Annotated in this window: 23 protein-coding genes and 1 tRNA gene; 16 read left to right on the plus strand and 8 right to left on the minus strand. The window is 71.4% G+C overall.

Annotated elements, in window-relative coordinates; translation table 11 throughout:
* The first annotated feature begins 17 nt into the window (after positions 1-17).
* The 6 genes from E1J50_RS05705 to efeB all read left to right on the plus strand — a co-directional run bounded on the left by E1J50_RS05705 (position 18) and on the right by efeB (position 9083).
* Positions 18-2732, plus strand: coding sequence for a sensor histidine kinase (locus E1J50_RS05705; protein WP_132251289.1), 2715 nt, complete (start codon positions 18-20; stop codon positions 2730-2732).
* Entirely contained in the window at positions 2729-3475 is a 747-nt protein-coding gene (locus tag E1J50_RS05710) for a response regulator transcription factor (protein ID WP_132251291.1), read from the plus strand. The genes E1J50_RS05705 and E1J50_RS05710 overlap by 4 nt, the downstream gene beginning before the upstream one ends.
* Positions 3475-3957 carry a PTS sugar transporter subunit IIA gene (locus tag E1J50_RS05715; RefSeq protein WP_132251293.1) on the plus strand — a complete coding sequence of 161 codons (483 nt, stop codon included), beginning with the start codon at positions 3475-3477 and terminating at the stop codon, positions 3955-3957. Before E1J50_RS05710 ends, E1J50_RS05715 begins: the two co-directional genes overlap by 1 nt.
* Positions 3958-4222: 265 nt before the next feature.
* Positions 4223-6430: a putative bifunctional diguanylate cyclase/phosphodiesterase gene (locus tag E1J50_RS05720; RefSeq protein ID WP_132251295.1), complete on the plus strand. Its 2208-nt coding sequence runs from the start codon at positions 4223-4225 to the stop codon at positions 6428-6430.
* Between the two features lie 324 nt (positions 6431-6754).
* Positions 6755-7690 carry an iron uptake system protein EfeO gene (gene efeO / locus E1J50_RS05725; protein ID WP_132251297.1) on the plus strand — a complete coding sequence of 312 codons (936 nt, stop codon included), beginning with the start codon at positions 6755-6757 and terminating at the stop codon, positions 7688-7690.
* A 109-nt stretch (positions 7691-7799) separates the two neighbouring features.
* Positions 7800-9083, plus strand: a complete 1284-nt coding sequence (gene efeB / locus E1J50_RS05730) for an iron uptake transporter deferrochelatase/peroxidase subunit (protein WP_132251299.1) — start codon at positions 7800-7802, stop codon at positions 9081-9083.
* Positions 9084-9150: 67 nt separating this feature from the next.
* On the opposite strand, the gene E1J50_RS05735 is transcribed toward efeB, so the two are convergent.
* Positions 9151-9627, minus strand: coding sequence for an SRPBCC family protein (locus E1J50_RS05735; protein WP_132251301.1), 477 nt, complete (start codon positions 9625-9627; stop codon positions 9151-9153).
* A 154-nt stretch (positions 9628-9781) separates the two neighbouring features.
* Here E1J50_RS05735 and E1J50_RS05740 point away from each other — a divergent pair, with 154 nt between their 5' ends.
* Entirely contained in the window at positions 9782-10252 is a 471-nt protein-coding gene (locus tag E1J50_RS05740; RefSeq protein ID WP_132251303.1) for a MarR family winged helix-turn-helix transcriptional regulator, read from the plus strand.
* 71 nt (positions 10253-10323) lie between these two features.
* Positions 10324-10767: a group I truncated hemoglobin gene (locus E1J50_RS05745; RefSeq protein ID WP_132251305.1), complete on the plus strand. Its 444-nt coding sequence runs from the start codon at positions 10324-10326 to the stop codon at positions 10765-10767.
* 205 nt (positions 10768-10972) lie between these two features.
* Here the strand turns inward: E1J50_RS05745 and E1J50_RS05750 are convergent, their stop codons facing one another.
* Positions 10973-12061 carry a calcium-binding protein gene (locus tag E1J50_RS05750; RefSeq protein WP_132251307.1) on the minus strand — a complete coding sequence of 363 codons (1089 nt, stop codon included), beginning with the start codon at positions 12059-12061 and terminating at the stop codon, positions 10973-10975.
* Between the two features lie 477 nt (positions 12062-12538).
* Here E1J50_RS05750 and E1J50_RS27155 point away from each other — a divergent pair, with 477 nt between their 5' ends.
* Together E1J50_RS27155 and E1J50_RS05755 are read left to right on the plus strand one after the other, a co-directional pair.
* The gene (locus E1J50_RS27155) at positions 12539-12682 is read left to right on the plus strand and encodes a hypothetical protein (RefSeq protein WP_165937796.1); all 144 of its coding nucleotides are present in this window, start codon (positions 12539-12541) and stop codon (positions 12680-12682) included.
* 31 nt (positions 12683-12713) lie between these two features.
* Positions 12714-13517: a TSUP family transporter gene (locus E1J50_RS05755; protein WP_132251309.1), complete on the plus strand. Its 804-nt coding sequence runs from the start codon at positions 12714-12716 to the stop codon at positions 13515-13517.
* Between the two features lie 86 nt (positions 13518-13603).
* On the opposite strand, the gene E1J50_RS05760 is transcribed toward E1J50_RS05755, so the two are convergent.
* Entirely contained in the window at positions 13604-14650 is a 1047-nt protein-coding gene (locus E1J50_RS05760; RefSeq protein ID WP_132251311.1) for a MaoC family dehydratase, read from the minus strand.
* A gap of 34 nt (positions 14651-14684) precedes the next feature.
* Complete coding sequence (locus E1J50_RS05765) at positions 14685-14987, minus strand: YggT family protein (protein WP_132251313.1); 303 nt, start codon at positions 14985-14987, stop codon at positions 14685-14687.
* A 114-nt stretch (positions 14988-15101) separates the two neighbouring features.
* Here E1J50_RS05765 and E1J50_RS05770 point away from each other — a divergent pair.
* The 4 genes from E1J50_RS05770 to E1J50_RS05785 all read left to right on the plus strand — a co-directional run bounded on the left by E1J50_RS05770 (position 15102) and on the right by E1J50_RS05785 (position 19096).
* Positions 15102-15177 (plus strand) — tRNA-Ala (locus E1J50_RS05770).
* Between the two features lie 99 nt (positions 15178-15276).
* Complete coding sequence (locus E1J50_RS05775; RefSeq protein WP_342635887.1) at positions 15277-16986, plus strand: DUF6538 domain-containing protein; 1710 nt, start codon at positions 15277-15279, stop codon at positions 16984-16986.
* 500 nt (positions 16987-17486) lie between these two features.
* Entirely contained in the window at positions 17487-17699 is a 213-nt protein-coding gene (locus E1J50_RS05780; protein WP_132251318.1) for a hypothetical protein, read from the plus strand.
* 116 nt (positions 17700-17815) lie between these two features.
* Entirely contained in the window at positions 17816-19096 is a 1281-nt protein-coding gene (locus tag E1J50_RS05785; protein ID WP_132251320.1) for a flavin monoamine oxidase family protein, read from the plus strand.
* Between the two features lie 92 nt (positions 19097-19188).
* Here E1J50_RS05785 and E1J50_RS05790 read toward each other — a convergent pair whose 3' ends face one another.
* From E1J50_RS05790 to E1J50_RS05800, 3 genes are all read right to left on the minus strand, one after another.
* On the minus strand, positions 19189-20442 hold the full coding sequence (locus E1J50_RS05790; RefSeq protein WP_132251322.1) for an FUSC family protein: 1254 nt from the start codon (positions 20440-20442) through the stop codon (positions 19189-19191).
* Positions 20439-20921 carry an FUSC family protein gene (locus E1J50_RS28310; protein WP_132251324.1) on the minus strand — a complete coding sequence of 161 codons (483 nt, stop codon included), beginning with the start codon at positions 20919-20921 and terminating at the stop codon, positions 20439-20441. Before E1J50_RS28310 ends, E1J50_RS05790 begins: the two co-directional genes overlap by 4 nt.
* Before the next feature lie 141 nt (positions 20922-21062).
* Positions 21063-22052, minus strand: a complete 990-nt coding sequence (locus E1J50_RS05800) for a zinc-dependent alcohol dehydrogenase family protein (RefSeq protein ID WP_132251326.1) — start codon at positions 22050-22052, stop codon at positions 21063-21065.
* Positions 22053-22198: 146 nt separating this feature from the next.
* On the opposite strand from E1J50_RS05800, the gene E1J50_RS05805 reads away from it, so the two are divergent.
* A complete protein-coding gene (locus tag E1J50_RS05805; RefSeq protein ID WP_281024546.1) occupies positions 22199-22603 on the plus strand; it encodes a LysR substrate-binding domain-containing protein in 405 nt (134 codons plus the stop codon).
* A 39-nt stretch (positions 22604-22642) separates the two neighbouring features.
* Here E1J50_RS05805 and E1J50_RS05810 read toward each other — a convergent pair whose 3' ends face one another.
* A complete protein-coding gene (locus E1J50_RS05810) occupies positions 22643-23800 on the minus strand; it encodes an NADH:flavin oxidoreductase/NADH oxidase (protein ID WP_132251328.1) in 1158 nt (385 codons plus the stop codon).
* Between the two features lie 170 nt (positions 23801-23970).
* Here E1J50_RS05810 and E1J50_RS05815 point away from each other — a divergent pair, with 170 nt between their 5' ends.
* A complete protein-coding gene (locus tag E1J50_RS05815) occupies positions 23971-24621 on the plus strand; it encodes a TetR/AcrR family transcriptional regulator (RefSeq protein WP_132251330.1) in 651 nt (216 codons plus the stop codon).
* The last annotated feature ends 40 nt before the right edge of the window (positions 24622-24661 follow it).

The following is a 24661-nucleotide window of genomic DNA, read 5'->3' on the forward strand; positions in this document are numbered from 1 at the left end:
TTCGGTTAGGATCCGGCATGCCCGAGCCCGGCCGCGACCCGACCCGCCCCTCGCCCGACGCGCTGCTCGAAGCGGCGCGCCGGGAGGAGCGGCGGCGCGGCCGGCTCAAGGTCTTCCTCGGCGCGGCGCCGGGCGTGGGCAAGACCTACGAGATGCTGACGGTCGGCCGCGCCAGGCTGAAGGCCGGCACCGACGTCGTCGTCGGCGTGGTCGAGACGCACGGCCGGGCCGAGACCGAGGCGCTGCTGGAGGGCTTTACGGTGATCCCGAGGGCCTGCGTGCCCTATCACGGCACGGTGCTGGAGGAGATGGACCTCGACGCCCTGCTGGCCCGCCGGCCGCGGCTCGCCCTCGTCGACGAGCTCGCCCACACCAACGCCCCGGGCTCGCGCCACCCCAAGCGCTACCAGGACGTGGAGGAACTGCTCGACGCCGGCATCGACGTGCTGACCACGCTCAACATCCAGCACGTCGAGAGCCTCAACGACGTCGTCGCCTCGATCACCCGGATCCGGGTGCGCGAGACGGTGCCGGACGGGGTCCTCGACCGGGCCGACGACATCGAGGTGGTGGACCTCAACCCCGACGACCTGATCCAGCGCCTGATGGACGGCAAGGTCTACGTGCCCGAGAACGCGGAGCGAGCGCTCAAGCACTACTTCTCCCGCGGCAACCTGACGGCGCTGCGCGAACTCGCCCTGCGCCGCACCGCCGACCGGGTCGACGACGAACTCCTCAGCCACATGCGGGCGAACGCGATCGCCGGCCCCTGGGCGGCCGGCGAGCGGGTGCTCGTCTGCGTCAGCGAGGACCCGCGCGCGGGCGGCCTCGTGCGCTACGCCAAGCGGCTGGCTGACCGCCTGCACGCCCCCTGGACGGCGCTCTCGATCGAGGGCGCGCGCGCCGCCTCCTTCAGCGAGGCGGAGCGCGACCGCCTCGCCGAGGCGCTGCGGCTCGCCGACCGGCTCGGGGGCGACGCCGTCACCCTGCCGGGCGGCCGGCGCATCGCCGACGACATCCTGGCCTATGCCCGCTCGGCCAACGTCAACCACATCGTGGTCGGCAAGGCGACGCGCTCCTGGGCGTTCGAGCTCGTCAACGGCTCGGTGGTGCACGACCTCGTGCGCCGGAGCGGGAGCATCAGCGTCCACGTGGTGGCGGGCGAGGCGGCCCCGGCCGAGAGCCTCCCGCGCCGCGCGGTCGCCACGGCGAGCCCCGCCCCGTTCGCCGCGGGACCCTACGGCCTCGCGCTCATCGCGACCGCGACCGGGCTCGGGGCGGCCCTCCTGGCGGCCCCCTATGCCGGCATCGAGAATGCCGACCTGTTCCTGCTCACCGCCGTCGTGGCGGTCGCGGTCCGCTGGGGCCTCGGGCCCTCGCTCGCCGCGGTCGTGGCCGCCTCGCTCTCCTACAACTTCTTCTTCCTGCCGCCCGTCTACACCTTCACGATCGCCGACCCGACCAACATCGCCGCCTTCCTGCTCTTCACCCTCGTGGCCGTGCTGGTCTCGAACCTCGCCGCCCGCTCGCGGCGGACGGCTCTGATCAGCCAGTCCCGCGCGCGCTCCACCGAGCGGCTCTACGGCTTCTCCCGCAAGCTGTCCGGCTGCGGCTCCCTCGACGACGTGCTCTGGGCGACCTCCGCCCAGGTCGCTGCCATGCTGAAGGTCCGGGTCGTGCTCCTGCTGCCGGAGGGGCCGGCCGTCACGGTGCGGGCCGGCTACCCGCCCGAGGACCGGCTCGACGCGGCCGACCTCGCCGCGGCCCAATGGGCCTTCGACAACGACCGCCCGGCCGGGCGCGGCGCCGACACGCTGCCCGGCGCCAGGCGCCTGGTCCTCCCCCTGCGCACGGGCCGCGGGACGCTCGGCGTGATCGGCCTCGACGCGGACGGGACCGGCCCGATCCTCACCCCCGAGGGGCGGCGCCTGCTCGACGCGCTCTCCGACCAGGGCGCCCTCGCGATCGAGCGGGTCCGCCTCGTGGAGGATCTCGACCGGGCCGAGCGCGCCGCCGAGACCGACCGCCTGGCCCGTGCCCTCCTGACCTCGATCAGCCACGACCTGCGCACGCCGCTGGCCTCGGTGCTCGGCGCGGCCACCACCCTGCGCGACCTCGACGCGGCGCTGCCGCCGGACGCCCAGGCCGAGCTTCTGGCGACCATCATCGCGGAATCGGAGCGGCTGAACCGCTTCATCGCCAACCTCCTCGACATGACCCGCCTGGAGGCCGGGGCGGTGGCGCCGAACCTCGCGCCCCAGGACGTGGCCGAGACGGTCGACACGGCGCTGCGCCGCGTGGAAAGAGTGCTGGCCGGCCACCGCCTCGCCGTCGAGGTCGCACCCGGCCTGCCGACGCTCCGGCTCGATCCCGTCCTGGTCGAGCAGGTCCTCGTCAACCTCCTCGACAACGCCGCCAAATACGCGCCGGAGGGCTCGACCGTGACGGTGCGCGCCCAGGCCGAGGGAGGCCGCGTGCGCATCGAGATCCTGGACGAGGGCGAGGGCCTGCCGGACGAGGATGTCGAGCGGGTCTTCGACAAGTTCTACCGCGCCCGCAAGGGCGACCGCGTCCGGGCCGGGACGGGGCTCGGCCTCGCCATCGCCCGCGGCTTCGTGGAGGCGATGGGCGGGGCCCTGACCGCCGCCAACCGCCGCGACCGGAGCGGCGCCGTCTTCACCGTGAGCCTGCCGGTGCCGGGCCGGACCGCGCCGAGGGACATCGCCGCATGAGACCGTCCATCCTCGTCATCGAGGACGATCCGCCGATCCGCAAGCTCCTGCGGATGGGGCTCGCCACGCAGGGCTACGCCATCCTGGAGGCGCCGGACGGCCGGAGCGCCCTCGACCTCCTGGCGCGGGAGAGCGTGGAACTCGTCATCCTCGATCTCGGCCTGCCGGACATGCGCGGGCACGACCTCCTCCGCGCGATCCGGGCGAGCCATCCGGGACTTCCGGTGGTGGTCCTGTCGAGCCGCGACGACGAGCCCGGCAAGGTCGAGGCGCTCGACCACGGCGCGGACGATTACGTCACCAAGCCCTTCGGCATGGCCGAATTGCTGGCGCGCCTGCGCGCGGCCCTGCGCCACCAGCTCGCCGCGCAGGGGGAGCGCCCGGTCTTCGGGGTCGACCGCCTCAGCGTCGACCTCGTCCGGCGCATCGTGCGGGTCGACGGCGCCGAGGTGAAGCTGACGCCCCGCGAGTACGACTTCCTGCGGGTGCTCGTCCTGAACGCCGGCAAGGTGATGACCCACGCGCAGCTGATGCACGCGGTCTCGACCTCCTCCGACCCGCAATACCTGCGCGTCTACATGCGCCAGCTCCGGCAGAAGCTGGAGGCCGACCCGGAGCGCCCGCGCATCCTGCTCACCGAGACCGGGATCGGCTACCGCCTGCGGGCGCCCGACGACGAGCCGGCGCACGGGCCGCGCGCGTCCGGCGAGGCCGCGCCGCCGCCCGCGGAGAGCGGCGCCTGATGGCGGGCGAGCCACCGGTGCCGTCCGACGCGGCGAGTCTCGGCCGCATCCTCGCGCCGGACGGCGTGCTGCACGGGCTGCGCGCGGCGGGCAAGGCCGCCCTCCTCGGCGACCTCGCGCGGCGCGCCGCGCGGGCCCTCCCGATCGACGGGGCCGAACTCCTCGCCGCCCTCCTGCGGCGCGAGGATCTCGGCTCGACGGGCGTCGGCGACGGGGTGGCGCTGCCCCATGCGCGGCTGGAGGCGCTCGCGCGGCCCTTCGGCATCCTGGCGCGCCTGCGCGAGCCGATCGCCTTCGACGCGATCGACGAGGCTCCGGTCGACCTCGTCTGCCTGCTGCTGCTGCCGGCGGATGCGGGCGGCGAGCACCCGAACGCGCTGGCCTGCATCGCGCGCCGGCTGCGCGAGCCCGGCATCGCCGCCGCCCTGCGCGGCGCGCGCGACGCGGCCACCCTCCGGGCCGCGCTGTGCGGCCGGCCCTGAGCGGGAGCGCGGATCGCCGATCCCCGGCCTCGGCCCCGGTTCGGCCCGCCGGCCGGGCACCCTGGACAGCATTTCGAACGGGCTGGCAGCGCATCGCCGCGGCCGATCCTGCGTATTCCGATCAGATCCGGCCGCCGGGTGCAGTCGGACGCAAGCATTTGGATGCCTGAGACGGTCGATCAACTGGCAGCATTAACGGTTCCCTAGTTCCTCCCCGCGGAAGATCACGGCCGCTCGCGGGTCCGCGGCCGGGAAGACGTTTGAGATGCAGGGAACATCGATCGAAACGGCGGAGCACCCCGCATCCGAGGCGGAGCGTGGCCGCCTCGCCTCGCTGGCGCGCTGCCGGATCGCCGGCACGCCTCCGGAGGCCGCCTTCGACCGCCTCGCCGATCTCGCCGCCGACCTGTTCGGGACGCCGCTCTGCGCGATCTCGTTCCTCGACGCCGAGCACCAATGGGTGAAGGCCGGCATCGGCTTCGGCGGGCTCGCCGACTTTCCCAGGGCGGACGGGCTCTGCGCCACCGCGCTCGCGGGCGAGGGCGTGCTCGTCGTGCCCGACGCCGCCGCCGACCCGCGCTTCCGCGACCTTCCGGCGGTGCGCGGCCCCCTCGGCATCCGCTTCTACGCCGGCGTCCCCCTGGTGACGCGCCGCGGCCACCGCCTCGGCGTGCTCTGCGTCGCCGACCGGGTGCCGCGCCGCGCGCCGAGCGCGAAGGCCCGCGCCCGCCTCGCCCGGATCGGCAGCCTCGTCATGGAGGCGGTGGCCCAGCGTGGCCGGACGATGGCGCGGCGGGACGCGAACGGCTTCGTCGCCGCCACGGCCTGGGCGCTCATCACCACGGACGGGGCCGGGACGATCACCTTCGCCAACGCCGCCTGCGAGCGGCTTCTCGGCTACGGCCCGGGCGAACTCCTCGGGCGGGATGTCGGGATCATCGTGCCGGTGCGCCTGCGCGGCCACCATGCGGCGGGGCTCAAGGGCGTCGCCTCCGGGCGCGCCCCGCGGCTCGACGGCAAGACCGTCGAGGTGACGGCCCTCTGCCGGGACGGGAGCGAGATCCCGGTCGAGCTGTCGCTGACCCTCTGGGGCTCGGGCGACACGCTCGGCGTCGGCGCCGTGCTGCGCGACATCTCCGAGCGCCGCCGCCGCGACGCCCGCCTCCTGCGCCTCGCCCACCAGGACCCGCGCACCGGCCTGCCGAACCGGGCCCGCCTCACCGACGACCTCGCCGCCCACCTCGCCGAGGGCCGCCCGGCCGCCCTGCTCGCCATCGCCGTCGAGGGCCTGCGCGGCATCGGCGACGGGTTCGGCCAAGCGGTCGGCGACGCGCTGGTCGAGGCCCTGGTGGTGCGCCTCACCGGCCGGCTCCCGGCCGAGGCGCTGCTCGCCCGGACCGGCGAGGACGAGCTCGCCGTGCTGCTGCCCGGGCAGGACGACGCGGCCGCCGCGCGCGCGCTCGCCGAGGGCCTGATCCCCGCCGTCACGGACCCGCTCAGCCTCGGCGAGCACGTGCTGCATGTCGGCGCCCGCGTCGCCCTCGCCCACGCCCCCGCCCACGGCACCGACGCGGAGGAGCTGATGGCGAGCCTCGACCTCGCCCTCGACGGGGCGCGGCGGGAGCCGGCCGGCCGCGTCCGCGCCTACGAACCGGCGATGCGCGAGCGGGCCGCCGAGCGGCGCGCCCTCCAGGACGCCCTGCGCGGCGCGCTCCTCGCCGGGGAGATCGTGCTCGCCTACCAGCCGCAGATCGACCTCGCCACGGGCGCGATCCGCGGCGTCGAGGCGCTGATCCGCTGGCAGCACCCGGAGCGGGGCCTGCTGCCGCCCGCCGATTTCCTGCCGGCGATCGAGTCGAGCGCGCTCGCCCTGCGCTTCGGCTGGTGGACCATCGACGAGGCCTGCCGGCAGGCGGCCGCGTGGCGCGCGGCCGGCCTGCCGGACGTCACGGTGGCCGTGAACCTGTTCTCGGAGCAGGTCCGGGCCGGAACCCTGGCCGACGTGGTGCTCGAGGCCCTGGCCCGGCACGGCCTGCCCCCCGCGGCCCTCGAGATCGAGCTGACGGAGGTGATCGCGCTCCTCGACGACGCGGGCACCCGCGCGGCCCTGAGCCGCCTGCACGCGCACGGGGTCGGCATCGCCCTCGACGATTTCGGCACGGGCTACGCCTCGCTCTCGACCCTCAAGCTCTTCCCCCTCACCAAGCTCAAGATCGACCGCGGCTTCGTGCGCGACATCCTGGCCGACCCGCACGACGCGGCGATCGTGCGGGCGGTGCTGGAGATCGGCCGCGGCCTCGACCTCTCCGTCGTCGCCGAGGGGATCGAGACCCCGGAGCAGGAGGCCGCCCTCGTCGGCATGGGCTGCGCCTGCGGGCAGGGCTACCTCTACGGCCGGGCGGTCGGGGCCGAGGAGATCGCCCGCCGCCTCGCCCGGCCCGGCGCCCTCCGCCCGCAGACCCGCGTCGCCTGAGGCCCGCCGCGCCCGAATCCCGTGCGAAGGCGCGCGGATCGCCGCGGGCGCGTTGAGAGATTCCCGCTCCGATTGTATGGGCGGAGCCGGCCCGCCCTCCCGATTCCGGGCCCGGAGGTCGGCCCGCCATGTTCTCACCCCGCTTGTTCTCACCCCGCTTGCCCACACCCTCCTTGCCCGCGCCGCGCGTGCTCGCGAGCACGGACGCCGGTCCGCCTCCCGCGCCAGAAGCCGGCCCGCGCCCCGCCAGGCCGGCCTGACCCCGGGCGGCCGCGCGAGGCACGTCCCGGCAACCCGCCCTTCGACACGAGCCGCCCAGTGCCCATGCCCGGCGACAGGCCAGAGGATCCGCCCCGACCGGGCTCGTTTGTCCCCGGGCGGGCGTGTCCCCAACAGCGGACATTTCTCCAAGAGCGGGCGCCGCCCCGAGGGCGGGCCCGCGCCCTGCGCGCCGGCACGATCCTGGCCGTCATCCTGGCCCTCGCGGGCGCCCGGGCCGACGCATCGCCCGCGCCCGCCGACCTCTCGGGCGCGGTCTCGGCCTATCGGCGCTACGTGCTCGCCCAGGCCGACGAGTTCCTCGCCCGCACGGTGCGCCTCGCGGACGCGGTCAAGGCGGGGCGGCTGGCCGAGGCGCAGGGCCTCTACGCGCCGGCCCGCCAGCCCTACGAGCGGATCGAGCCCGTCGCCCTGATGGTACCCGAGCTCGCCCGCAGCCTGGACATGCGCGCCGACGCCTTCGAGCTGAAGGACCGCGACCCCGCCTTCATCGGCTTCCACCGGCTGGAGCGCGGGCTCTTCCTCGACCGCAGCACCGCCGGCCTGAACCCCGTCGCCGAGCGCCTCGTGGCCGATGCCGCGGAGCTGCGCGAGCGCGTCGCCGACCTCGCGATCCCGCCCGTGCGCATGGTCGGCGGGGCGGCGACGCTGATCGAGGAGATCGCCGCCACCAAGATCAGCGGCGAGGAGGAGCGCTACAGCCGCACCGACCTGTTCGACCTTGCCGGGAACCTGGAGGGCGCGCAGGCCATCTTCGCCCTGCTGCGCCCGCACCTCGCCGGGCGCGACCCCGCCTTCGTCGACCGGGCCGAGCGCGCCTTCAGCCGGATCGCGGGCCAGCTCGCCCGCCACCGGACGCCGGAGGGCGGCTTCGTCAGCTTCGACCGCCTGACCGACCGGGACCGGAACGCGCTCAAGGGTCCGGTGACGGTGCTGGCCGAGGAATTGGCGACCCTGCGCGGGCGCCTGGGGCTCGATTGATGGCGGGCCTGCCCATCCCCGCACCCGTCCGCATCGCGGCAGGCGGAGACGCGCCACCTCTCCCGTCCGGGAGAGGCCGAACCAGGACCGCGCGAACCGGAGACGAGACATGAGCGGGCAGGGAAGGGGCGGGTCCGGCCCGTCGCGGCGCGGGCTCATCGGGGCGCTCGGCGCGGCGGGCGCGCTGGCGCTGCCGGCGCGGGCGAGCGAGGGCCTGCCGCCGCAAGCCCCCCGCGGCGAGACGATGCCGGACGCGCGCAGCGACGGCACCCGCGACGCGCAGGCCTTCTACGGCTCCCATCAGGCCGGCATCGTCACGCCCCAGCCCGCGAGCGTGCTCTACGCCGCCTTCGACGTGCTGGCCGAGAACCGGGGCGAGCTCGCCCGCCTCCTCCAGATCCTCACCGAGCGCCTCGCCTTCCTGACCGAGGGCGGCCCGGTCCCCGAGATCGACCCGCGCCTGCCGGCCCCGGATTCGGGCCTGCTCGGCCCCGTCGTCTTCCCCGACAACCTGACGGCCACGCTCTCGGTCGGCGCCAGCCTGTTCGATTACCGCTTCGGCCTCGCGCGGCTCCGGCCCCGGCGCCTCGGCCAGATGGAGCGCTTCCCCAACGACGCCCTCGACGCCAGCCAGTGCCACGGCGACCTGATGCTGCAGCTCTGCGCCAACACCGCCGAGACCAACATCCACGCCCTGCGCGACGTGCTCAAGCACCTGCCGGGCCTCGCCACGGTGCGCTGGAAGATCGAGGGCTTCCTGCCCCCGCACGTGGTCAAGTCGATGGGCGCCGACACGGTGCGCAACCTGCTCGGCTTCAAGGACGGCACGGCCAACCTCGACGCCCGCAACGCCGAATTGATGGAGCGCTACGTCTGGGTGCGGGCAGGGGGGCCGGAGCCGGCCTGGGCGGCGGGGGGCAGCTACCAGGTGGTGCGGGTGATCCGCACCCTGGTCGAGCGCTGGGACCGCACGCCCTTGCGCGAGCAGGAGACGATCATCGGCCGCCACAAGGCGAGCGGCGCCCCACTGGGCCGCACCGACGAGCGGGCCGCGCCCGATTACGAGGCGGACCCCGACGGCGCCCGCATCGCGCTCGCCGCCCATATCCGCCGGGCGAACCCCCGCAGCGCCGAGACCCGGGCGAGCCTGATCCTGCGGCGCAGCTACAATTATTCCCGCGGCCTCACCCCGGCGGGCCAGCTCGACATGGGCCTCCTCTTCGCCTGCTATCAGGCGGACCTGACCGCGGGCTTCCTCGCGATCCAGACCCGGCTCAGCGGCGAGCAGCTGGAGGAGTACATCCGCCCGATCGGCGGCGGCTACTTCTTCGCGCTGCCCGGCGTGCCGGAACCCGGCGGCTGGCTCGGGCAGGGCCTGCTGGAGGGGGCCTGAGGGGGCCGCCCAAGAGACGCCAGGAATGCCCCGCGGAGGGCGCAGGCCCCCCGCGGGACGGGAGGGCCTACTTCGCCTTCTCGGAGATGCCCTTGAAGCCGGCCTCGTAGATGCCGCCGATGATCTCCTGGGCCTTGGCGTCCGGGGCGCCCTTGGCCTGGAACGAGCCCGTCCAGGTCAGCTTCGAGCCCGAGCCCTCCGGGGCGACGCTGAGCGTCGACCGGTAGCCGGAGACGGGCAGGGGGCTCTCCACGATGGTGTAGGTGTAGGCCATGCCCGTGTCGTCGCGGGACTGCTCCTCCTCGACGATGGTGCCGCCGCCCTTCAGGCTGAGGGTGCGCACCTTCTTGCCGCCCGTCTCGGAGAGGGCGCATTTCTCCACCGCCGGGTGCCAGTCGCCGATGCCGCAGAACTGGCCGATCGTCTTCCAGACGGTGGCGGGCGGCGCGGCGACGGTCGCGGTCTTGGTCACGTCGAGCGCCAGGGCCGGCGTGGCGGACAGGGCCGCGACGGCAACCGTCGCGAGCAGGAACTTCCTCGTCATCGTGTTTCCTCTCCTCTGGCGGACCCTTGCGTCAGGTCTCGCTCGCTGCGCACGAGGCCGGGCCGGTGGATCATCATGCCGTGAGCGGATGACCCGGCCGGTTGACAGCGTCGTTCACGCGTGGATCGTTAATGTCTGAAGGGAATGCCGGTCAATGGCGACGTCGATCAAGCACGGGATATTGAGGCTGGACGACCAGCTCTGCTTCGCCCTCTACGCCGCGACGAACGCGGTGGTGCGCGCCTACCGGCCGCTGCTCGCCGAAGTCGGGCTCACCTACCCGCAATATCTCGTGATGCTGGCCCTCTGGCAGGACGGCGTGACCCCGGTCCACGAGCTCGCCGCGCGGCTTCAGCTCGGGCCGAGCGCGATCACGCCGCTGGTCGACCGACTCGAGGCGGCCGGCCTCGTCACCCGGGCCCGCGCCGCGGACCGGCGCCTCGTCCTCGTCGCGCTGACGGAGGCCGGGCGCGCGCTGGAGGACAGGGCCGCCACCGTGCAGGGGGCCGTGGTCTGCCGCACCGGCCTCGCCGAGGGGGACCTCGCCGCCCTGCGGCAGGAGCTGAAGGATCTCACCGACCGCATCGCCACCTCGGGCGCGGTGCCCCGGAACGAGCCGCCCTGACGGCTCGTCGCGGCCCGCAACGACGGCCCGCGCGACAGGTCCGCCAACGGACCGAACAGGAGGAGACGACCATGACCGAGGTGATCACCGACATCCCGGAGCAGCTGACGGGCGGCGTGCCCCGGGAGGCCAGCCTCTACGAGCGGCTCGGCGGGGTCTACGGCATCGCCGCCGCCGTCGACAACCTCGTCGACCGGCTCTACGTGAACGGCGCGGCCAATGCCAACCCGAAGGTGGCCGAGTTCCACGCCCAGAACGGGCATGCCGGCTTCAAGTTCCTGGTCACGGCTTGGAGCGTGGAGCAGACCGGCGGGCCGAAATGCTACCCCGGCCGGGACATGCGCGAGAGCCACGCCCACCTGACCGTGAGCCCCCGCGAGTTCGACATCGTCGCGACCGAGATCCGGACCTCGCTCTACCAGCTGAACGTCCCCGACCGCGAGTTCAACGAGTTCATGGACATCATCGAGAGCTACCGCTCGATGGTGGTCCACCCGAGCCACCAGGGCGCCTGAGGCCGGGCGCCGGGATGGGGGGTTGTCGGCGGGGGGGGGGGGCGCCCCGGCCGAGTGCCTGGCCTACCCTGCCGCTGCCGGCCGCGCGGCAACCCGGTCGGGATGCCGCCTCAGCCGTGTCAGCCCCGTAGCCGGGAGGCTGCGGGGCTTCGCGGGAGCTTCCCGTCTTTGCGGAGGTTCAGCCGGGACGGCTGCTCGCCCGATCCTAGTGGAAGAAGGTGCCGTCGCTCACCGGGGTGCGACCCTCGACGGCCCCGTATTCCAGGTAATGCCCGAGCGGGTTGATGCCGGCTGCGGCCACATCCTGGTTCGCCGCGAGGTAGCCGCGGGTGTCGAACTCGGCCGAGGGATCGCGGCCCTCCTTCCAGCCATAGGTCAGGTAGTGCTCCAGCGGATTGATGCCGGCCGCCCTCACGTCGGCATAGGCGTTGAGATACCCTTCCGTGTCGAAGAACGCGTTCGGATCGCGCCCTTCCTTCCAGCCGAACGTGGCGAAATGCGCCTCCGCATCGAGACCCGACGCCGCCACATCCGGGTTGTGGCTGAGATAGAACAGGTCGTCCACGAGCGCGTTGCCGTCGCCTTGCACGACGGTGCGATCGGCGAACTCGAACACCTCGACGTTCTTCACGGTGTCCGTGCCGCTCGACCCGCCGACGACGGCGAGGGTGCCCCGCGCATCGATCGTTGCGCTGGCGAGGGTGAAGTCGAACACGGCGGTGTCGCGTCCGGGACCACCATCGAGGATGTCGTCGCCGGGGCCGCCGGTCATCCGATCGTCGCCGAAATCGCCGAACAGCGTGTCATTGCCGGCGCGGCCCAGGAGCGTGTCGTTCCCGAGGTCGCCGTCGACGAGGTCGTTGCCGGCACCGCCATCGACGAGGTCGTCGTCGTCGCCGCCCGCCACGAAGTCGTTCCCGTCCTCGCCGAAGACCTGATCGCGACCCGCTTCGCCGACGAGGAAGTCACGGCCGGTCCCGCCGTAGAGGATGTCGTCACCTGGATTGCCCGCGGCGTAGTCGTCGCCCGCCTGGCCGTAGATCGTGTCGTTGCCGGCCTCGCCGATGATCTGATCGTTGCCGTCCCGACCGTAGATCGTATCGTCGCCTGGCCCGCCCGCGATGTAATCGAGGTCGTTCCCGCCGGTGATCGTGTCGTTTCCACCCTGACCGTCGATCCGGTTGAAGCCGCCCGGATCCGTGATCGTGTCGTTGCCCAGAAGACCGAGGATGATGTCGTCGTCGTTGGTGCCGGTGAGCGTGTTGGGACCGTCCGTGCCCGAGATCGTCGCCATGTGAGCGTCTCCCTAAGCTGCGCATCTCGCATTCAGCCGATGTGCCAACCGGGCGCGCAGGGGAACGTATCCTTAACAAGGATTAAACCGTGAACTTTTCTGAAGCCGATCGCCAAGCTTGAAGCCCGGGACTACACCTGTGCTGAGGCAATTCTGCATTCGCACGCGGCACTCGGCCGCAGGGAGTGGATTTCTACTTGGATGAGCCGACGAGGCCCGGCCCCGAGCCGGGGCGGCCTCACCTGTCCCGGCGGCGTGCGGCGGCCAAGCTGAACCCGGAGGCCCTCGGCGGCCCCGTGCCGGGGCGCGCCGGCCTCGAAGGCAGGGACCCATAGGGCCGCCTCTTTTCAAGCCGGGCGATTGCTCCTACGGCATCTCCCTCCACGGCCGCCCGCCGCACCGGACGAGGCCGGGTCTCGCGCCCGCGCTCCGCTCCCGCACCTCGCCCTCCTCAGCCTCCGCATGATCCGGTTCGTGATGCAGTCCTGGCCCCTCATCGAGACGCCGATCCCCGGCCCTTGGCGCTCCCGCACCGTCCTGACCCGCGGCCGCACCGCCCGGACCCGCGGCCGCACCGCCCCGGCGGGCCGCCCCGCGGCGGCGCGCGCCGGGGGCGCCTGAGCGTGCGGGCCGGGCAGGGGGAGGGGGCATCGTGATCGGGGGCGTCGAGTGGGACTTGATCGCCGGCCTCTTCGCGGTCGCGGTCGCGGCGGGCTGCGTCGACGCGATCGCGGGCGGGGGCGGGCTCATCACCATGCCGGCGCTGATCCTGTCGGGGCTCGATCCGGTCAGCGCCATCGCGACGAACAAGCTGCAGAGCAGCGCCGGCTCCGGCTCGGCGACCCTCGCCTTCGCCCGGCGCGGCCTGATCGACTGGCCGCGGGCGTGGCCGATCGCCGTGATGGCGGGCGGGGCCTCGATTCTCGGCGCCCTCTGCGTCAGCCTCCTGCCCCGCGCCGTGCTCGATGCCGCGGTGCCCGTGCTGCTGATCGGAATGGCCCTCTACTTCGCCACCGCCAAGCGCATGTCGAGCGAGGACGCCACCGCCCGGCTGACGCCCGCGGCCTTCGCGCTCAGCCTCGCGCCCGCGGTCGGCTTCTACGACGGCGTGTTCGGGCCGGGGGCGGGGGCCTTCTACATGGTCGGCTTCGTCACGCTCCTCGGCCTCGGCGTGGTGCGCGCCACCGCCCACACCAAGCTCGCCAACGCCGCGAGCAACCTCGGCAGCCTCGCCCTGTTCGCCGCCTCCGGCCACGTGGTCTGGTCTATCGGCCTCGCCATGGCGGCGGGCGCCTTCCTCGGCGCGCAGGTCGGCTCGATGCTGGCGTTACGCCTCGGCGCCCGGCTGATCCGCCCGCTCCTCGTCACCATCGCCTGCGCGATGGCGCTGCGGCTCCTCTCGGACCCGGCAAACCCCCTGCGGCAGGCCGTGCTCGGCCTGCTCGCGCCGGGCTGAGGGGATGATCGCGATCTACGCGCGGGGGCCGCGAAACGCGATCGCGTCGCGAGCGCGATCATCCGGGCATCATCGCGTCGGCGCGATTATTTGGGCATGAAGGCCCAGTAATCGAGGTCGAGGATCACGGCCGGGTCGTAGCCCTCGCCCTGCCGGTCGGGGAAGGCGCCGCAGGGCTGGTTCTTGGTGGCGACCGTCCGCAGCCGCAGCAGGCCGACATCGTCGCGGCCCGGCAGGTCCGCCGTCTCCACCACCTCGCTCCAGGCATAGACCGTGTCGCCGGCAAACAGCGGCGCGACGTGGCGGCCCGCATTGATCCCGGCCATCGCGAACGCGTTGGCTAACCCGTTGAAACTCAAGGCGCGCGCCAGCGAGATGACGTGGCCGCCATAGATCAGGCGCCGGCCGAACCGGGTCTCCTTGGTGGCAAACGCGTCGAAATGCACCTTGGCCGTGTTTTGGAACAGCCGCGTCGCGATCTGGTGCTCGGCCTCCTCGACGGTCATGCCGTCGACATGGTCGATCCGCTCGCCCGCCGTGTAGTCGCCGAAGCGGTAGGGGCTGCCGGCGAGATCGACATCGTAGGCCGCGCGGTCGATCGGCGGCAGCGCCCCCGCGAGGTCGGCCGGATCCACCACCTTGGCGAGGCTCGGCACGTGCTCCTCGGCGACCTTCGCCTCGGGATCGCGCTTGCGCACCAGGACCCAGCGGCAATAGCTCAGCACCGTCTCGCCCCGGGCGTCCGAGCCCACCGAGCGCACGTAGACGACGCCCGTCTGCCGGTTCGAGCTCTCCTTCAGGCCGATCACCTCGGAGACGGTCGAGAGCGTCTCGCCCGGGTAGACCGGGCGCCGGAACCCGCCCTCGGCGTAGCCGAGATTGGCGAGCGCGTTCAAGGAGATGTCGGGCACGGTCTTGCCGAACACGACGTGGAAGGTCAGGAGGTCGTCCAGCGGGCTCTGCGGGTAGCCGACGGCGCGGGCGAAGGCGTCCGACGATTGCACGGCGAAGCGCGGCCCGTAGAGCGCGGTGTAGAGCGCGACGTCGCCCGTGGTGACGGTGCGGGGCGTCGCGTGGCGGATGGTCTCGCCGAGGCGGAAATCCTCGAAGAAGCGGCCGGGATTGGTCTTCATGGGGCGGGTCGTCTCGTCCTTCGGGGATGCCGGCTCAGCGGGTGTAGACGGTGGTCTGCGTCGGCACGAACTCGTGCAGCAGCCGGCTCGCGAAGAGCAGCAGCAGGATCAGGATGATCGGCGAGATGTCGATGCCGCCGAGGTTCGGCAGGAGGTTGCGGATCGGCCGCAGCACGGGCTCCGTGATGCGGTAGAGCACCTCGCCGATCTGGGCGACGATCGGGTTGCGCACGTTCACCACGTTGAAGGCCACGAGCCAGCTCAGCACGGCACTGGCGATGAGGACGTAGATGAAGAGCTGAACGACGGTGTCGAAGAGCCAGATGAAGGCGTTCATGCGGGGATCTGATGTCCTCGTCGGCCCGCACCCGAACCGCGCGCGGCGGGAGGGCAGCGAGATTCGGGAATTGACAGGCTGAGGGGCCCAAGCCTACAAGGCCGGCGCCTCGACGGGGCTGTAGCTCAGATGGGAGAGCGCCGCAATCGCACTGCGGAGGTCAGGGGTTCGAATCCCCTCAGCTCCACCAAACCCTCCACAAGGGATTGGTAGGTAAGAAAGTTCTTTACTCGCAAGGGTTTCTCAGCGCTCTCTGGTACACAGAGATGGTACACTGAGGCCCACGATTTTGTCGCGCCGATCAGAACACCTCCAGCGCCGCGGGTCGGTCTACTGGCTCCGTGTTCGCGTGCCTGACGACCTCCGGCCATTGATTGGCAAACGTGAGGTGCGCCGATCACTGCGAACTTCCGACCCTGTCGAAGCGAAGCGCCGCCTCACACTCGAACGGCTCAAGACACAAGCGGAGTTCGATGAGGCCCGGCGCAAATCGCCAAGCGCGATTGGGGGTAGACCTGCCGCGCTGCAGAACGAACTGAACGACGCCGACCTATGGTCTCTCGTCACGCTGTGGTTCGTTCGATCACAGAAGCAGGATGCCGTCATCGGTCCGGCTGAAGCAGCCGCGGAGAACCGGCTTGAAGATTTCCGGGCTCTCACCGATCCCGACGATACAAACACCTCCGGGTACGTCGTGAGCATCACCCGCAGGTTTCTGACCGAACAGGGGCTCGCCTACGAGGTGAATTCTGAGGCGTTCCGACGTCTGTATCAGCTCATGCATGAGGCGCTGATCGAGCGTGACAAGCGCCTCATCAACCGGTTCACGGGTACGCATCTTGGACAGAACCCGCGGTTCGACCAATTGACCGCCGAAACGGCATTGCAACCGGGTGCAAACGTGACGCTCTCAGATTTGCTCGATCGGCGAGAGCGCGACCTTTCTAAGGCACCCGGTTCACCCAAGACGAAGCTGAAGCGGGCTGCTCAGGCGCGGCTCTTCAAGGATGTGCTCGGGGCTGAGACGCGGGTATGCGAGATCGACCGAGAACGCGCGCGGTTGCTACTCGACGCGGTGTCTCGACTGCCTGCCAACATGACCAAGCGGTTCAAGGACATGCCCGTGGCAACCGTCCTGAAGCTGCCACCCGAGAAGCTTGGCCGGCCGATGTCCGCCTTGACGGCCAACTCCTACCTAAACGCATTCACGGGCTTGATGGAGTTCGCGGTTCGGGAGCACCTGATCGCGCGAAACCCGTCGGCCGGCCTCAGGCTCCCGTCCGATAGATTGAGGGCTAAGGACCGGCGCCTTCCGTTCAACGACGAAGACCTAAAACGGATCTTCTCGGCCCCGCTCTATTCCGGTTGTGAGAACGACGAGCATGGCTACGCGGAGCCGGGACCGAACCGACCACGCCGAGGACGCTTTTGGGTGCCGCTCATCGCCCTGTTCTCGGGTATGCGTCTGAATGAGATTTGCCAGCTAGACGAGTCCGACGTGGCCGAGATTGGGGGCTACCTGGTCTTTCGCGTTCAGGCGACTAACGACGGCACAAAGCGCGTCAAGACCGAAGCAGGCCAACGGCTTATACCACTGCATCCCGAATTGGTCCGGCACGGCCTCGATAACCTCGTATTTCGCGTCCGCCAAGCCGGCCCTGGGTCACGCCTTTTTCCTGAGATCGCGGTGGCTAGCACCGGCTACGCCAGCGACAACTTCTCAAAATGGTTCGCGCGCTTCCTCGACCACATCGGCATCAAACACGCCCGCAAGAACTTCCACTCATTCCGTCACAATTTCCGCGATGCGATGCGCCTCGCGGGAGTATCGGATGAAGCGGCGCGCCTCCTAGGTGGCTGGGCCAACGGGGGTACCGAGGCTGCCTATGGCGGTTCGCAAGAGATTGAGGCTGCTATATTATACCGCGAGATCGTGAAGGTTCGTTACACCAGCCTTGACCTCGAAAAGCTTTGGTCCACTGCAAGCAGGCATTGCTAAACATCCAGCCCTTAATTCGTACTTTCAGATCGGATGCTGTGAAGCGTCCAAAGCCGCTGAAGCTGTGAGCAATGTCATGGCAGCGCGCAATCGAAAGGCGCCTAAGGGCAGGTGCCGAGCGGTATATGGCCGCTCAGGAGCATGTACGCCCACGGTCGCCATCGGGCCTCCCACGGATGAAGCATCGTGAAAGCGGATGCCGCAGCAGCCCGGGCTATGGATCTGGGTCGCGCCCATTGCCCCGTCCGGCCAACTCAAAAAGCACCCGGGAAACTGACCTCGCAGAACCCCAAATCATAGGTCTGGATCGCGCCAATTCCGGACCTTCTACGATAACCGCTCAAATGGCCGCTCTTCGCTCTAAAGCGGTCGCTGCGCGGAATTGTCGAGCCGGGAGGCTACATGATCCTGAGACCGAAGCCGCCCGCGTCTAGGCTCGCCTCCGGAAGGTCGAGAACCAGTTCGACCGCTTCCGCGCCCAGGAATTCTGGGACCGCGTCATGCAGGAGATAGCCGACCTCCTCGTCGAGCGGGGCCTCCTGACGCCGACCGAGATCCTGCCGGAGCTCCGGGCCGTGACGCTACGCGGCGCCACCCTGCACAAGGAGCCCCTCACGCCGGGTACGTTTAAGAAGAAGATGGACGTACGCGTCTTTCACGGCCGGTATTTCGTATCGCGGGACGAGGGGCGGTATGCCCGCAAAGCCGGCTGAAGCCGGGATCGTCGACTGGCTGAAGGGCCGGCCGAGCGCCTGCCCGCTTCCAACGATGGCCGCCCCTGCAGGCCCTGCCGCTTGTCCCGCGCGATGCCCGATCTCACCTTCGGCGCATGCACAACGAGTACGATGTCATCATCGTGGGGGGAGGCGCTGCCGGGATCGGCGCGGCGCGCCGGCTCACGGCCAACGGCAAAGCGGTGCTGCTGCTTGAGGCGTCAGCGCGCCTTGGCGGCCGCGCCTTCACGCAGGATCTCGCCGGGTATCCGCTCGACCTAGGCTGCGAGTGGCTCCATTCGGGCGACCGCAACGCCTGGGTCAGCATCGCCGAGGCGTCCGGCTTCCCGGTCGACCGAAGCGATCCGCCGTGGGGGAAGGCGCATCCCGGCATCGCCTGGGACGAGGACGAGGAGGAGGCGGCCCGGAAGGCGTTCGGCGAATGGGAGGAGCGGCTCCGGGCGGTCGCGCAGGGCAGCGACCAGGCGAGCGATGCCCTGGAGCCCGGGGGTGAGTGGAACGCCTACGTGCGGGCCATCGCCGGCTTCATGAGCGGGCTCGCGCCCGAACGCATCTCCGCCACCGACTACATGGCCTACGACGATGCCTCCACGGGTCGGAACTGGAACCTGCCGCTCGGCTACGGCACCCTGGTCGCGGCCAGCCTGCCGCCTGCGGCGGCGCTGCGCCTGGCCACTCCCGTCGAGCGGATCGACCTGACGGTCGACGGCGTCGCCGTCTCGACGCGGGCCGGCACCGTTCGCGCCCGAGCCGCCATCCTCACGGTCTCGACCGGGGTCCTGGCCGGCGACGCCATTCGCCTTCCCGCCGGGGTCGACCCCTGGCGCGAGGCGGCCGCCTCACTGCCGCTCGGGCGGAACGAGAAGGTCTTCTTGGAGATCGGGTGCGACGCCGCATTCGAGCCGGCCGCACATGCCTACGGCAACCTGCGCGACCCGAGGTCTGCCTCCTACTCGATCCGACCCAACGGCTGGCCGATCATCGAGGCGTTCCTCGGGGGTGACGGTGCTCGCATTCTGGAGGAGGAGGGCCCGGCCGCCGGCTTCGCGTACGTGTCGGCTCAGTTGGTCGCCCTGTTCGGCAGCGACGTGTCGGCGGCCATCCGGCCGCTGGCGGCGACGTCGTGGAGCCGGATGCAGGCCATCGGCGGCGCGTATAGCTGCGCCTTGCCGGGCCGATCCGATGCGCGGGCACGTTTGGCCCGGCCTTTCGAGGACTGCCTCTTCTTCGCCGGCGAGGCGACGCACCCGTTCGACTTCACAACGGCGCACGGCGCCCACGACAGCGGGCAAAGGGCCGCCAACGAGGCCATGGCGGCGCTTGCGGATAGGCACCGGCTCGGACGGCGGCACAAGCTCGCCGCAGCCGGAGCATGAGGCGTCAGATTGCGACCTAAGCCACGGTGGCGCAGCGCGTCGACCGGCACGGCTTGGGCCGATTCTGGCTCACGGCATCTCGATATGGGTAACTAGGCGACGCTTCGAACAGAGGGGTCGCGCCCCTCGAACGCGTCCGACGGAGCACGTAGTGTCCGCCCACGTTCGAGCATGTTGAGGACGTCCTCCGCGTCCGCGGTCCGGTCACGCCGTCCCCGTCCGGCGAGCAGTCGCAGGCCTCGCGAAAGGGTACGTGCTTCCCAGTTCGCGCGCCGCTTGCCCGATGCGCCTCCGGCAAGTTCGGCCAAGTCGCCCGCGAGCGCCTGGCGCAAGCGCCGCTTCCTCCGCTCGATGTCCAGCGGCATGACGAGGTGGAGGGCCAGGGCGGCCACCCCGATGCCGACGAGCATGGCAAGGCCCTGATGCGCCAGAGGCGGGCCGAGGGGCGTCAGATGCGTCGGCTGGCTCATCATGAGGAAGAAGTTGTTGAACTCGACGGTGCTCACCGCCGTCAGCCTGAAGGTGAGCCCGGCCGCCGTGACGCAGAGGACCGGCACGAGGGCGAGGAGGAGAACCGTCAGACCGGCCGGGTGCGGCAGCACGAACGCGCGGAACGCCAGGGCGAGGCCGATGCCCGCAAGCACGCCGAGCACGATACGTCGGATCATCGCGGCCCCGAGCTCGTTCGCCGAGAGCAAGGTCACGAACACGCAGGTGCCCAGCAGCATGAGCGAGCCGGCGGCCCAGCCGGTCGCGAGCCACGCGAGGCCCATCGGCAAGACGCAAAGTGTCGTCCGGGTCGCGGCACGCGCCGCCCCCTGCCAATCCAAGGGCGTTTCGAGGCGGGCGGGTCCATTCCCCACGACCGGCGCCCGCTCAAGGTCGCGGAGATCCGCAAGGGCCGCGGTCAGGGCGGCTCGGGTGTCGGCCACGGCTGGTCGGCCATCGGCGGACGCGAGAGGGACCGACCCGGGAAAGTCCTTATACCGGAATCGGAGGGCGGCTTGACCCAGGAGGGCTTTCAGTTCCGGCGGCGCCTGCGCCTGTACCGGATCGTCGGACCGCGCGAGCGCCCGGGTACGCGAGGCCACGAGGAGGAGCGAGGCCAGGAGGTTGCGCAGGCGTCGCTTGCGCCAGCGTGCGCCCGGAGCGCCGTCGAGGACTTCGTCGGCCTCCACGTCGAGGTCGCCGAGCCGGGCTACGACGGCCAGCAGCGCGCCCTGGTCCGCTGCGCCCAGGGAACCCGTGAGCAGACCTGAGCAGCGCTCCAGAAGCTCGGCGCCCGACTGCCGTGCGCGGTCGAGGAGCGAGCGCCGCCCCGAGCGCGGCATCAGCAGGCCGGTCACGGCGGTGGCCGCAAGGACGCCGCGATGACCGTGCAGGCGATGCGACCGAAGGCGATGTGCTGAACCGAGGCCGGATGGTCGAAGTCGATCAGGGCGACGATGGCGCAGGTATAGCCGGCCAGCACCGCCCCGTAGCTGCGGAAGTGCCGGACGAGGGCGGACATGCCCGCGCAGCACGCAAGCCAAGCCGTCAAGCCGACGAGCGCCGCCGCCGGGTGGGTCGCGAAGGCGGCGAGCAGGCCGATGCCGACCAGCGCGCCCGCGGTCGTGCCGACGAGGCGCCAGAGGCACTTCTCGAAGAGCAGCCCTCGGGTCGGCTGCGAGACCGTGAGCACGGTCACGCCGGCCCAGTGCCCGTTCGGCAGGTCGAGCGCAGCCGCAAGGACGATGGCGAGCCACGCCGCGGCCGCCGTGGCGAGGCCGAACCGCAGGCGCGGCGGGTCGCGCTCCAGGAAACTCCGGAGGCCGGTCGGGAGCATGGTCGGTGTTTACCCTGGGTCCCGGGGCCGGGGCGAAATCGCCGATGTCTTCCGTAGCCACTCGCGTCCGGTCGACCTATGAGCCGGACGAGGGGCGGCCCATGCGCATCCCGCCGGGCCTGTCCCCTCGGCGCCTCCCGCTCAGGCGGTGACGACGATCTTGCCGACCTGCTCGTTGCTCTCCATGAATCGGTGCGCCTCGACGATCTGGTCGAGCGTGAAGGTCTTGGCGACCACCGGCTTCAGCGCGCCCGAGGCAACCCCCTTCACGATGTAGTCCTTGGCCCTCTCCAAGCGCGCCGGGTCCTTGGTGATCTCGAAGAGCTGGTAGCCGCGCACCGTCAGGTCCTTGCCTAGCAGCGGCATGACCGGGACCGCCAACGGCGTCGTGTCGAGGGCGCCGTACTGGAAGAAGATGCCGAGGTAGCCGAGCGCGTCGAGGATCTTGGCGACCTCCGGTCCGCCGACCGGGTCGAAGGCGACGTTGGCGCCCTTGCCCTCGGTGATGCGGTTCACCTCGGCGACGAGGTCCTGCTCCTCGGTGGCGATGACGTGGGCCGCCCCGTGCTTCAGGAGTTCGTCACGCTTGGCGCTCCGACGGGTCAGGGCGACCGGGGTGGCCCCGAGGGCGTTGACGATCTGGATGGCGGCCAAGCCCACGCTGCTGGAGGCGGCGCGGATCAGCACGGTCTGGCCGGCCTGGACGTTCGCGATGTCGACGAGCGCGCCGTAGGCGGTCACGAACATCATCCAGGTGGCCGCAGCCTCCTCCCAGGACAGGTTCTCTGGGTGCTTCACCACGCCGAAGGCCGGGGCGTTCACGAGCTCGCCGTGCAGACCGTAGTCACCGAGCATGAAGCAGGGCACGACGCTGACCGCATCGCCGACCGCGAAGCCGGCGACGTCGGGCCCGACGGCCTCGACGGTGCCGGCGGCCTCGTAGCCTAGGATGGCCGGGAAGGTCGGCCGGGTGACGTACTGGCCGGTGCGGAACATGACCTCGGCCCGGTTCAGGCCCATGGCCTTCACCCGGATCTGGACCTCGCCGGCCTTGGGCGCGGGGACCGCGACATCCTCGACCTTGAGGACCTCGGGACCGCCGGTCTCGTGGAAGCGTACGATGCGGCTCATGGTCGTTCTCCTCGATGGTGTACGCCCCGGGAAGGGCGCGGAAACCTCCCGCCGGGGATGCCCGGCGGGAGGACGTCTGGACGGGAGCCCTCAGGCGGCGGCCTTGATCCACGCGGGGGCGGCGCTCGTGCCGTCCCCTGAACCTGATCCCGTGCGCGTCTCCGGCTTACCTGGAGCGGCACGGGCGGCCTCGGCACCCGAGCGACCTCGCCCGGCATGCATGCCTCGGCTTCTCCGGCTCGGCGCTGGAGGAACGCTGGACGTTCCACGGCGACGAGGGCGAGGTCGTCGTGCCCATCGGGTCGCGGTTCTCCGCCAACAGCGGCCACGCCCTGCGGCAGGCAGCCTTGGCCGGGATGGGCGTGATCCATCATGCCGAGGAGCTCCTCGCGGACGACCTCGCATCCGGCCGGCTGGTCCGCGTCCTGGCGGAATGGCGCTCGGAACGGCCCCTCCATATCCTGTACGCGCCGGACCGCCGCATCACGCCGAAGCTCCGCTCGTTCCTCGACTTCACGACGTCCCGGTTCAGCCGTGAACGCGGGTCCTGAGGCGGGGGCAGCCGTCACGGTGCGTCCCCGCCCGGAGGCTCAAGCCGCCACGTCCTCGCCGTTCGACCAGGCGCCGAGCCGGCGGAGCTTCCGTTCGCGCCCGTTCAGCCACCAGCCGAGTTGGGGCACCCAGCTCTCGTACGGCGCATCCTGCGGGGCGGCCCCGAGCGCCTGCTCGGCGTCGAGCGCGAAGTTCGGGTTGCGCAGCGCCTCGCGGCCGATGGCGACGAGGTCGGCGTGCCCCTCGGCCACGACCTGCTCGGCCTGGAACGGGTCGACGATCAGGCCGACCGCCATGGTCTTGAGGCCAGTGTCACGCCTGACCCGCTCGGCGTAGGGCACCTGGTGGCCGTAGCCGCTCGGGTGCTCGTAGGTGACGCCGACGCCTCCCGAGGAGACGTCGACCACGTCGACGCCGACCGCCTTCAGGGCCTCGGCGAAGGCGACCGTGTCCTCGATGGTCACGCCCGTCTTCAAGCCGTCGACCGCCGAGACCCGCACGAACAACGGCTTGTCGACCGGCCAGATCGCGCGCAGTTCCCGGGCGATCTCCAGCGGCAGCCGGAAGCGGTTCTCGCGGCTCCCGCCGTAGGCGTCCGTGCGGTGGTTGGTCAGCGGCGAGAGGAAGGAGTTTAGCAGGTAGCCGTGGGCGCAGTGCAGCTCCACGACCTCGAAGCCGGCCTTCAGGGCGCGCCGGGCGGCGGCGGCGAAGTCCGCCTTCACCTTATCGACGCCGGCGGCGTCGAGCGCCTCCGGGACCAGCCAGCCCTGGTCGACGGCCTGGGCGCTTGCGGACACGATGGCCCAGGGCCGGTCGCCGCGGGCGATGTCGGCCTCGTTCAGGGGACCGTCGCCGTGGTAGGGGCGCTGCATGCTGGCCTTCGGACCCGCGTGGGCGAGTTGGATGCCGGGTACCGCACCCTGCGCCTTCATGAAGGCCGCGATGCCGGCGAGCCCCTCGACCTGCTCGTCCCGCCAGAGGCCCACGTCACCGTGGGTGATGCGCGCCTCCGGCGAGACGGCGGTCGCCTCGACGATGACGAGGCCGAAGCCGCCGAGCGCGAGCTTTCCGTAGTGCACGGTATGGTAGGTCGTCACGAACCCGTCTTCGGCCTGGTACTGGCACATGGGCGGGACGGCGAGGCGGTTGCGCAGGTTCACGTCGCGCAGGGTCACGGGCTCGAAAAGCTTGGCCATCGGGCAAGGGTCTCCGTTGCGCCGGACCGGTGGTCACGACGCTGACATCGTCTCGGAATCGATTATTGTAACGGGCGTTACTGACGTTATATCTGTAACGGGCGTTACACGCCGTCAACCCGCAGCGGGCCCGTCCGAGGGCTCATGTGCGCCAGCACACCGAGGATGCGATGACCGCGATCACGTCGCACAGGAGCAAGGGACGGCCGCGCACCTTCGACCGGGCCCAGGCCCTGCACAGCGCACTGGAGGTGTTCTGGAAGCGTGGCTACGAGCCGGCGACCATGGGCGAGCTCTGCTCCGCCATGGGGATCAATCCGCCGAGCCTCTATGCGGCCTTCGGCAACAAGGCCTCCCTCTTCATGGAGGCGGTCGAGCATTACGAGACCACCTATTGGGCGGCCCCCTGGAGGCTCCTCGACGAGGAGCCGAACCTTCGCGTCGCGGTGGGGAGGTTCATGACCGAGGCGGCCGCCGTGTTGACCTCCCTCGATGCGCCCTGCGGCTGCATGGTCGTCCTGGGCACGGCGAACGTCTCGCCCGAGGCACAGGACGTCCACGACGCCTTGAGGGCGTTGCGGGAGGTCAGCCGAACCAACTTCCGCAAGCGCTTCGAGCGGGCCCTCGACGCCGGCGACCTGCCGCTCGGGACCGACGTCGCGACGCTGGCCTCGACCTTCAACACGCTGCTGCAGGGCCTGTCGGTCCAGGCGCGGGACGGTGCCGCGCGGGCGGAGCTTGAGCGCATCGCCGAGGCGTCCCTCGCGCTGTTGCCGCATGCCGGCTCGGGCGCCCCTGCCGATGGGCGCGGGCGACCATGACGGTCAAGCATCGCGACCTCGCCGGGATCGACCTCACCTG

The sequence above is a fragment of the Methylobacterium segetis genome, from assembly GCF_004348265.1.
Lineage (GTDB): Bacteria > Pseudomonadota > Alphaproteobacteria > Rhizobiales > Beijerinckiaceae > Methylobacterium > Methylobacterium segetis.

What these genes read in the sequence shown, in the direction of transcription:
- E1J50_RS05705 (WP_132251289.1), top strand. Translation starts at nt 18, where the DNA reads ATGCCCGAGCCCGGCCGCGACCCGACCCGCCCCTCGCCCGACGCGCTG.
- E1J50_RS05710 (WP_132251291.1), top strand. Translation starts at nt 2,729, where the DNA reads ATGAGACCGTCCATCCTCGTCATCGAGGACGATCCGCCGATCCGCAAG.
- E1J50_RS05715 (WP_132251293.1), top strand. Translation starts at nt 3,475, where the DNA reads ATGGCGGGCGAGCCACCGGTGCCGTCCGACGCGGCGAGTCTCGGCCGC.
- E1J50_RS05720 (WP_132251295.1), top strand. Translation starts at nt 4,223, where the DNA reads ATGCAGGGAACATCGATCGAAACGGCGGAGCACCCCGCATCCGAGGCG.
- efeO (WP_132251297.1), top strand. Translation starts at nt 6,755, where the DNA reads ATGCCCGGCGACAGGCCAGAGGATCCGCCCCGACCGGGCTCGTTTGTC.
- efeB (WP_132251299.1), top strand. Translation starts at nt 7,800, where the DNA reads ATGAGCGGGCAGGGAAGGGGCGGGTCCGGCCCGTCGCGGCGCGGGCTC.
- E1J50_RS05735 (WP_132251301.1), bottom strand. Translation starts at nt 9,627, where the DNA reads ATGACGAGGAAGTTCCTGCTCGCGACGGTTGCCGTCGCGGCCCTGTCC.
- E1J50_RS05740 (WP_132251303.1), top strand. Translation starts at nt 9,782, where the DNA reads ATGGCGACGTCGATCAAGCACGGGATATTGAGGCTGGACGACCAGCTC.
- E1J50_RS05745 (WP_132251305.1), top strand. Translation starts at nt 10,324, where the DNA reads ATGACCGAGGTGATCACCGACATCCCGGAGCAGCTGACGGGCGGCGTG.
- E1J50_RS05750 (WP_132251307.1), bottom strand. Translation starts at nt 12,061, where the DNA reads ATGGCGACGATCTCGGGCACGGACGGTCCCAACACGCTCACCGGCACC.
- E1J50_RS27155 (WP_165937796.1), top strand. Translation starts at nt 12,539, where the DNA reads ATGCAGTCCTGGCCCCTCATCGAGACGCCGATCCCCGGCCCTTGGCGC.
- E1J50_RS05760 (WP_132251311.1), bottom strand. Translation starts at nt 14,650, where the DNA reads ATGAAGACCAATCCCGGCCGCTTCTTCGAGGATTTCCGCCTCGGCGAG.
- E1J50_RS05765 (WP_132251313.1), bottom strand. Translation starts at nt 14,987, where the DNA reads ATGAACGCCTTCATCTGGCTCTTCGACACCGTCGTTCAGCTCTTCATC.
- E1J50_RS05780 (WP_132251318.1), top strand. Translation starts at nt 17,487, where the DNA reads ATGCAGGAGATAGCCGACCTCCTCGTCGAGCGGGGCCTCCTGACGCCG.
- E1J50_RS05785 (WP_132251320.1), top strand. Translation starts at nt 17,816, where the DNA reads ATGCACAACGAGTACGATGTCATCATCGTGGGGGGAGGCGCTGCCGGG.
- E1J50_RS28310 (WP_132251324.1), bottom strand. Translation starts at nt 20,921, where the DNA reads ATGCTCCCGACCGGCCTCCGGAGTTTCCTGGAGCGCGACCCGCCGCGC.
- E1J50_RS05800 (WP_132251326.1), bottom strand. Translation starts at nt 22,052, where the DNA reads ATGAGCCGCATCGTACGCTTCCACGAGACCGGCGGTCCCGAGGTCCTC.
- E1J50_RS05810 (WP_132251328.1), bottom strand. Translation starts at nt 23,800, where the DNA reads ATGGCCAAGCTTTTCGAGCCCGTGACCCTGCGCGACGTGAACCTGCGC.
- E1J50_RS05815 (WP_132251330.1), top strand. Translation starts at nt 23,971, where the DNA reads ATGACCGCGATCACGTCGCACAGGAGCAAGGGACGGCCGCGCACCTTC.